The 8,395-nt window shown below is 70.2% G+C and carries 6 protein-coding genes; 1 reads left to right on the top strand and 5 read right to left on the bottom strand.

The window, feature by feature from the left end; translation table 11 throughout:
• Positions 1-52: 52 nt before the first annotated feature.
• The 4 genes from ACFV6V_RS30755 to ACFV6V_RS30740 are packed head-to-tail and all read right to left on the bottom strand — an operon-like array spanning position 53 to position 5,575.
• Entirely contained in the window at positions 53-1,126 is a 1,074-nt protein-coding gene (locus ACFV6V_RS30755; RefSeq protein WP_385571126.1) for a C40 family peptidase, read from the bottom strand.
• Between the two features lie 20 nt (positions 1,127-1,146).
• A complete protein-coding gene (locus ACFV6V_RS30750) occupies positions 1,147-1,629 on the bottom strand; it encodes a poly-gamma-glutamate biosynthesis protein PgsC/CapC (RefSeq protein WP_385571125.1) in 483 nt (160 codons plus the stop codon).
• Positions 1,626-3,302 carry a poly-gamma-glutamate synthase PgsB gene (pgsB, locus tag ACFV6V_RS30745; RefSeq protein ID WP_385571124.1) on the bottom strand — a complete coding sequence of 559 codons (1,677 nt, stop codon included), beginning with the start codon at positions 3,300-3,302 and terminating at the stop codon, positions 1,626-1,628. Before pgsB ends, ACFV6V_RS30750 begins: the two co-directional genes overlap by 4 nt.
• Before the next feature lie 5 nt (positions 3,303-3,307).
• Complete coding sequence (locus ACFV6V_RS30740; RefSeq protein ID WP_385571123.1) at positions 3,308-5,575, bottom strand: HAMP domain-containing protein; 2,268 nt, start codon at positions 5,573-5,575, stop codon at positions 3,308-3,310.
• A 459-nt stretch (positions 5,576-6,034) separates the two neighbouring features.
• Between ACFV6V_RS30740 and ACFV6V_RS30735 the strand changes: the two genes are divergently transcribed.
• Positions 6,035-7,030: a hypothetical protein gene (locus tag ACFV6V_RS30735; protein ID WP_385571122.1), complete on the top strand. Its 996-nt coding sequence runs from the start codon at positions 6,035-6,037 to the stop codon at positions 7,028-7,030.
• A 72-nt stretch (positions 7,031-7,102) separates the two neighbouring features.
• Here ACFV6V_RS30735 and ACFV6V_RS30730 read toward each other — a convergent pair whose 3' ends face one another.
• Complete coding sequence (locus ACFV6V_RS30730; protein ID WP_385571121.1) at positions 7,103-8,272, bottom strand: hypothetical protein; 1,170 nt, start codon at positions 8,270-8,272, stop codon at positions 7,103-7,105.
• Positions 8,273-8,395 lie beyond the last annotated feature (123 nt).

Here is an 8,395-nt window from a genome sequence, read left to right as displayed (position 1 = left end):
GCCGTACCCGGGCTTCCCGGGTACGGCCGCCGTGCCGCCGAGCGGCTCCGTCCTACAGGCGCTTCGCGCTGCGCAGGGCGATCGCGTAGTAGCCGTTGCCGTCGAGCCGTGAGGCGCCGCCCGTGTCACCGATGGTGGGGCCGTTCACTTCCTCCCGGCTGGAGATGAACATCTTGTGGCCGTCCCCGTCATGGCCCAGGTACATGCCCACGTGGTCGAGCCGGTCCGCGGTGCGGGCGTCCAGCTTGAAGAACACCAGGTCGCCCGGCTGGAGCACATCGATGGACTTCGGCCGGTTCGTGGTGGCCACGCCCTTCAGCGGGATGATGTCGGCGCCCAGCTTGGAGCGGGCCATCCCGTTGGCGCTGCGCGGCAGGCCGTCTCCGGTGGTGTCGGACGAGGCGAGCGGGTAGCGGGCGCGGTAGCCCCACACCAGCCGCATGTAGCCCGAGCAGTCCACGGCGCGGGCACGCTTGGCCTCGGCCTGCTGGCTGGTGCCGTCGCGGAAGGTGTACGGAATGCCGAGGTAGTCGTAGAAGTCCGACAGTTCCTCGCGCAGGTCGTTGCCCGCGCTGCCGTTCGGATTCAGCGGGCCGAAGCTCGCGTCACCGCTGTAGGCGGTGCCTTCGTCGTCCTTCTTCACGGGAGCGCCCTGGATGTACTCGAAGGCCGTCGCGAAGACGTCCTCCTTGTCGCTCCCGTAGTTCTCCTTAAACCAGTCCTTGAACCACTGCTCCTTCTCGGCGCCCTTGCGCCAGGGCTCCGGCATCAGCCGTACCCAGTCGTCCGTCTTCACCCGGGACGTGGTGTTGGCGGACTCGGCGAAGGTACGGCTCGCGCCCTTGAGGGTGGCGGTGCGGGCGTTGTCGGTGAAGGTGGCGAGCACCTGCCCCTTCTCGCCGCGGAGCACCGAGCGTTCCGGGTTCTTCAGCCGCTCCCAGGTCTCCTTGCCGCTGACCTTGCTGCCGGCCGCACCGACCGCCGGGGTGTCGGTGACGGTCTGGATCGCCGGCGCCTTGGCCTGCTCGTCCTTGCGCAGCTCGACGGTCAGATACGCGCTGCTTCCGAGCAGCGCGATCACGATCGCGGCGTGCAGTACGCGATTGGTCTTCTTCTTCGCTGTCATGGATCGGCTCCGGTGGGCGGTCAGGCGGACGGCATGACGCCGAGGAGGATCCCGGCGGTGAGGACGACATAGGCCATGAGCGTCACCGAGCCGGTGGCCATCATCGTGGCGCCCTTGGGCTGGCGCACGAGCTGGTAGGCGATCAGGCCGGGGACGATGAAGCCGAGGGTCTGGTTGCTGTACATCAGCGGGAACTCGAGCGACAGCACGATCATCACCGTGGCCTGGAGCATCACACCGGTGAGCACCACGGCGGCGAACAGCCGCTTGCCGTAGAGGATCACGTAACGCTGGAGCACCAGGGTGCAGACGTAGGTGAGGACCGTGACGGCGACCACCATCGCGGCGCGCTGAAGGTCCTCGACGAGTGTGAGGGCCAACCAGCCGGGGGTGATCATGCCGCCGGGCGACAGATTGGTCGTCAGGTAGCAGATCAGTGAGAAGAGCAGCCCGAGGGCGATGCCGACCGCAGCGATCTCGGGGGTGAGGACGGAGGGGATCAACGGGGCTCTCCTGAGCTGTACCACTGGTTGGTTTCGTCGGTGGGGGGCGCGGGGGACGTCGGGGCCACGCGGGGCTCGAACATCCCGCGGGACCGGTCCTGCTGGGTCACGTCGCCGTGGTGCCCGGCCGGGTCGTAGGCCGCTTCGCCGTAGCCCGCGTCGCGCTGGACGGCATCGTGGTGGGCCGTGTCGTGGTGACCGGCTCCGCCGTAGTGCCCCCCGTCGTGGGCCAGGCCCTGGTGCCCGCCCGCGTTCGGGCCTCCGTAGGGCGCCGCGCCCTGCGGGGGGCCGTAGGGCACGCCGCCGCGCTGTGCGGGCACGTGCGGCCGGTGGCCGTAGCGGTTCTCGTACGCCTCCGAGTACTGCTGGTACGGGTCGAGGTGGGGGGCGTACAGCTGCATCGTGTCGATGTGCTCCACGACCTGAGCCGCCGGGCCCTCCTGCGCCGCTTCCTGGGCGGGAGCCGGCTGCTGCGGGGTCGGTGCGTCGCTCTCGTCGGCGGGGAGCTCGGCGAGGTGCTCGAGGAGCACCTCGCCCTGGCCGTGGATGTTGCCGATGGCGACGAGGGACGAGTCGGGGCCGAGGTGGCCGAGAAGCTCGTGCATGAACTCCTCGCCGTCGCGCCCGTCGCCGCCCAGGTCGACGGCCCGGTCGCGCCACTCGGCGGGGATCGCGTCGATGGCGCTCTTGGCCGGGTGACCGATGACGAACACCTTGTCCGGCTGGAGGTCGGGCACGATCTGGCCCATCTGGCCGTTGCGCTCGACGCGGTCGGGGCGGCAGTTGATGACCACGTTCAGCGGGCGGCTGATCGCGCCGAGGTCGAGCAGCTGGTTGATGTTCATCAGCGTCGACTCGGGGTCGTTGGCCGCGAAGACGTTGGCGAAGCGCAGCTTCTTGCCGTCCTCCGTGACATACCGCTCGACGGAGAGGACACCGGGGTCCGGCGGCGCGTCGTACATGCCCTGGAGCGCGGTCTTGCGCTCCACGCCGAGCAGATCGGCGACGACCAGCGCGATCGCCACGTTCTCCTTGAAGGTGAACCAGCTGAAGCCGCGCAGCTCCTCGTCGCTGACCATCTCGGGGTCCGCGTAGATCAGCTTGCAGTCGCGCTTGTCCGCCTCTTCCTGGAGGACGTGGAAGCGGTCCTTCTCCGCGGTGACGCAGATGCCGCCGTGCGGCATCGAACGGGACAGCGAGCGGCCGATGTCGTCCAGGGTCGGGCCCATCTCGGCGACATGGTCCTCACGGACGTTGCACAGCACGCCGATCGTGGAGCGGATCAGCTTGGACTGGTTGATCTCCTGGAGGGCGGGCATGACGGCCATGCACTCCATGACCAGCGCGTCCGGGTTGTACGCGGCGGCGCGGCGGACGATGCCGATCTGCTCGACGACGTTGGCGATGCCGAACTTGCGGTAGACCGGCTCCTCGGTGGCGTCGGGGTGGATGAAGCGGGCGGCCGTTCCGGTGGTCTTGGCGACCGTGGTCAGACCACCGCCGCGCAGGGCCCCGGCGCAGAGCCGGGTGATGGAGGACTTGCCGCGGATCCCGTTGACCAGGACCCGGGTCGGGATGTTCTCCAGGTTGACGAAGTGCCTGCGCTGCTCGACGATCCCCGCGATCAGCAGGATGGCGCTGCACACCACCAGCACGGTGTAGAGGAAGAGCACGGTGGTCAGTTCCTTCCGGCGAGGGACGTCTTGCCGTCGCGCTTGCGCTGCTGTCCCGGCAGCTGCTGCCGGATCAGCTCGAAGCTGCGGACGACGGCGCCGACCTCGTCGTGGTGGCGGGGGTACAGAACGGTGCGGCGGTCGCCGTCCGCCAGTGCCTCCGCCTGGCCGACGAGGGCGCGCAGCGGGCGTACGACGATGATGTAGAGCCAGCCCAGGCAGGCGGTAGCCGCCGTGACGCCGAGCAGACCCGCGAGCACCGTGCGGTTCTGGAGGTTGTATTCAGGGATCGCGAGTCCGGACGCCGGCTGCCAGCTCACGACCGTCCACCCGAGGGACTTGGCCGCGCCGCCGCCGTCGAAGGGGGCCGCGGCGGCGATCTGGACGGTGCCTCCGTCGCTGTACCGGATGGCCCTGGGGTCCAGGTCGTCCTCCTTGGAGCCCTTGGCGTTCTTGGCGCCCTTGGCCTCGGCGGACTGCTTGTTGACCCGCTCCACCAGAGACGTGAGCCGGTTGTTCGGCAGGTCCTGGAAGGCGAGGAAGCCGCTGTTGCCCGCGATGACCCTGGCCTTCGCGTCGACGACCCGGACCACGCCGAGCCCCGGACGCGTGACCAGCGAGTTCAGGAACTCGATGCGGAACTCGCCGACCACGGCGGCACCCTTGCGGTCCGAGATCTCGGCCGTGCCGACGACCACCGGCTCCTTGCCCTGGTCGCCGAGCAGCCGGATCGGCTCCTTGGTGGACGGGCCCTTGCCCGCCGGACTGTGCGGCTCCGTACCGGTCCTGGCGAGGACGCTGCCGCCCGCGTCGAGGACGTAGAGCGAGTCGTACCGCGGGTGCTCGGACATCGTGCGCTGGAGGACCTTGGTCATCTCCGCGGGTTCGGACTGCTCGCCGAGCAGCGCGGCGACCGACGCGAGGTCCGCGTGGCCCTCGTTGAGGCCCCGGCGCACCCGGTCGTTGAGGGTGTCCGTGCGCTCGCGCTGGTCGCGGACGATCTGCTTCGGCACGGAGACCGAGTCGCCCGCGCGGTTGAACAGCAGCATGAGCGGGGCGCACCAGGCCAGCAGCAGCACTCCGCAGACGACGAGCAGCGTACGGGCGCTGAGCCGGGTCCGGCGGCGGGCCGGTGGCTCGGCGGTCTCGCCGATGAGCTGGCGGCGCAGCAGCTCCAGCGCGGCGCCGATCCGTGCACCCTCGCCGTACCTGGGCGAGGTGACCTGGCGGGTGAGGTCGCCGCGGGTGAGGCGGCGGCTCTCCAGGAAGAGCCGGATCAGCGGGCGCTGCACGGTGCCGATCAGCACGGCCACGGTGAGGCCGCCGATGGCGAGCAGCGCACCCGCCGCGAGCAGGCCGAAGACCGGCTTGCTGACCACGGTGGTGTCCTCGGTGACACCGACCATGGCGACGACACGCAGCCCGAGCCCGGTGGCGGCAGTCGACTCACCGGCCTGGGCACCGGCGAGGGTCGCGTATCCGGCGATGGCGCGGTCATCGAGGTAGCGCTCGCCGACGAGGCTTCCGCTGACCCCGGGAAAGCCTCCGGAGCCGGGCTCCTTCGCCTTGAGCGGGTGCTCGTCGGCCTTGTCGGCAGCGGTCGCGGCGAGCGCCTTGAGCTGCTTTCCGGAGTTGGTGATCTCTTTGCGCTTGGCCGGGGTCTTCGCCTGCTCAAGCTCGGGGATGCCGTCCTGGCTCAGCACCTGACCCTGCTGGTCGATGACCGCGATGGCGCGGGAGTTGCCGAGGCTGACGCCGGGCACCTTCAGTCCGCTGGAGGCGACCAGCAGCTTCTGGGACTCGCCCGGCCAGTTCAGCACGGCGAGGGCGAGCAGACGGGTCTCACCGTTCTGGAGGCGGACCAGCCGGGGGGTGAGGCCGTTCTCGTCGCCGAGCTTGCCGCGGTCGATCGCGGTCAGCGGCACGTTCTCGCCGCGGGCGGCGAGCAGCTTGCCCGACTTGATCTCGACGACGGCGGTGCCGAGCCACTTCTGGTAGACGTTGCCGATCTTGTCGAGTACGGAGTCGGCCGACACGGGGTCGCCGGCGTTGAAGAGTCCTGCCGTGCGCGTGAGGTCGGTCACGCTCTCGTCGATGGAGGCACGCAGGGCGATGGCGCCGTCCTCGGCGAAGTGCTGCTGGGAGGTCAGAACGGCTTTGGGGACGCGCTCGTTGGTGACGCGACCCAGGGAGAGGGCGGTGATGCCCGCCAGGACAAGGAGCAAAACTGACAAGACGGCTATAGGTGGACGTATGCCACCCAACAGGGACATGTCAGCCCTTCGGCGGACCTTATGCCGCCGCTTCGTGGGCGAAGCGGCCAAGGCGGGGCTCCTCTCCTGAAAACCATCGCAACGGGACGAACATCAGCCGCACCCGTAACAGATCAGGGGTGGGTGAGCACGCGGCGTACTACGCACTGCTGTGCGAGCCACACATCAGACCGGTGCAAGGGACGTTGAGTTGTACGAATTCTGGGAATGTGATCAAGGCCACCAGGGACCAGGCGGGCAATCAGTCCGGAGGCCGCTCCCGCGACACCGGCGTGCCCATACCCTCACCAGGACCGAGCAGCACGCCCTCCGCACACCGCCGTACCGACGACTGCCTGGACGCCGCACGGCCGTGGCGGGCAGCACCCTGGAACGGCTCGGGTGCGACGCCGCCCGGCAACACGGGCAACAGCGACCAGCGCGAAAAACGTTTCATCACCTGGATATCTTTATACAGCTATGACCACTAACCGGACCAAGACGGCAACAATTGCGGCAACTATCACTGTCGCCGTGGCGGTTGCCGCCGCACTCACCGGGCTCCTGATGAGTCTGATCCATGGCCCCGGCTCCACAGAGAGTACGCGGCCGGGCACCGACGACACCAACCGCACTGCCGACGGGCCAGTGAATCTCGGCCAGCGCGTCACGGACTACACCTCGCGTTTCGGCGAGGACAGCGGCTACCGCAAACCGGGCAGCCGTGACCGGCGGATCGCCGCCCGGGGCGTGACCCAGCTCCTCGACGGACAGCGCGCCCAGGCCGAGAAGACACTCGGCGACATGGACTTCACCATCCGCACCCTCACCGACAGCGTCTCGGGACGGCGGTACGCGGAGATCTCCGACCGCTCGGAGGACTCACCGGCCCCCCGGGGCTGGGGACGGGTCTACGTCGACCTCACGGCACCCGCCCGCTGGTCCGTACAGGTGCCGCACCCGGTGGCCGACCAGCACACCGAGGACCTCGGCGTACGCGTGCTGCGCGGCACGCCCGGGGGCGTGCTGGTGGTCGCCGGTGCCCACCGCAGAGCCGGAAACGGCGACGCGGCCGATGTGGCGCACCGCACCGACAGCGTCTTCGACGCGATCTGCGCGGAACTCACCGAACGGGGACTGCCCGCCATCCAGCTGCACGGCTACGCGGACGACTCGGCTCGCGGATACGACGTCATCGCCTCCGCGGGCAGCGGAGCACAGGCCCAGCGGGAGGGCCGTACCCTCGCCGACGCCCTACGCGCTCGCGATTTCGAGGTGTGCAGGGCCTGGACCCGGGCCTGTCCGCTCGAGGGCCGCAGCAACGTCCAGGGCCGCAAGGCCGAGAAGGAGGACGTGCCCTTCCTCCATGTTGAATTCAGCAACAGCGTCCGGAGGTCGACCGAGGACGCGACCAGGGCGGTCGAGGCGATCAACACCGTCATCGCGGACTGGTCGACGGGCCGCACGCAGGGTTGAGCCGGGGCCAGGCTCCGGGTGCCGCCGCGTTCAGGAGGCACCCGGGGCGCGGCCCGGAGGCTGCGAGCCCTCTCAGCTGCTGCGGATGACCGTCCAGGGCTCCATCGCCAGGCCGGACTCCGCCTTCTGCCGCGTCACACGCAGCGAGCCGTCCGCGCCGAGTGCCGCCAGCACCACCCGGCCGTTGCCGTCGATCGCGAGCGCGGGGACACCGACGCACGGTTCGCCGGTGCTGGTCCACGCCGCGCCCGCCGACTCGTCCTCCGTCGGGTACGCGGCCAGGGCCGCCCGCCCGTCCTTGCCGCGCTGGGCCAGGATCGTGCAGTCGACACCGTCCACCGGGGTGCGCAGCATCGCGACCGGTCCCGTGCCGCCGTCGCCGCCCAGGGAAACCGGGGTCATCCCCTCGCGCCACACGTGCACCGCCCCCGTGGCGGCGTCACGCCACGCGTGGCTCAGCCGCTCCCGGCCGGTGCGCTCGGAGCTCATCGAGCTCTCGGCGACGCAGTTCTTGATGTCGTCGGCGCGCTGGAACTTCACGCCAGGGGTCTCCTGCACCCAGCGCATGACGATCTCGGCGGTCGGCGCGAGGACCTCCATGTGCCCGTGGTCGGTGAGCGAGGCCGAGGGCACGCCGAGCATGTCGCTGCCCTTGAAGTCCGCCCACTTGTTCCACTTGCCGTTCGGGACCTGGGCCCGCCCGCAGACGCCGCCGCCCGCGTTGCGCACGAAGACGTGCAGGGAGCCCTCCGCGTCGACCACGGCTGCCGGAAGACCTATGCGCGCCGCGAGCTCGCGGTCCTGGTAGGGGGTGCCCAGGGCGTACCACTCGCGCATGGGGCGGCCGGACTGGTACTGGATGGCCTGTACGACATCCGTGGCGACCTGGCCGCCCGCCAGCGGCGTACGGCGCAGCCCGACGAGCTGGACATACCCGTCGGAGCCCTGGGCGATCGCCAGGTAGGGCAGGATCCCGGGCGCGGGGAATCGTTCGGGACCGATCCAGTCGTCCGCACCTGCCTGCGTCTCGGTCCACCGCAGGACGCAGTCGGCACCCGGCGCGTACGCGGTGAGCCGGCCGTCCTTGCCGCGCAGCAGCCAGTCGGCGGTCGGCGGCAACGAGGGATCGGTCGGCAGCGACGGCGACGCGTCGACCGTGCGACCGCTGCGGCGCGGCTGGTTCCCGGGTTCTCGGGTCTCGCCCGTGCGCCGCTTCGACCCCCGCACAGACCGCAGTGCCATCGCCCGTTGCCACCTTTCCCAAGCGCCGTGCAGGCGCGTGATTCACGTGACGATAACACCTGGCGAAGCCCGTGATTCGCGGCGATCACCGGTCCGGTGAGGGTCCGGTGACCGGACCCTCAC

Source organism: Streptomyces sp. NPDC059828, from assembly GCF_042731955.1.
GTDB lineage: Bacteria > Actinomycetota > Actinomycetes > Streptomycetales > Streptomycetaceae > Streptomyces.
The sequence above is the reverse complement of the archived record's forward strand: the minus strand, read 5'-3'. Positions and strand labels throughout refer to the sequence as shown.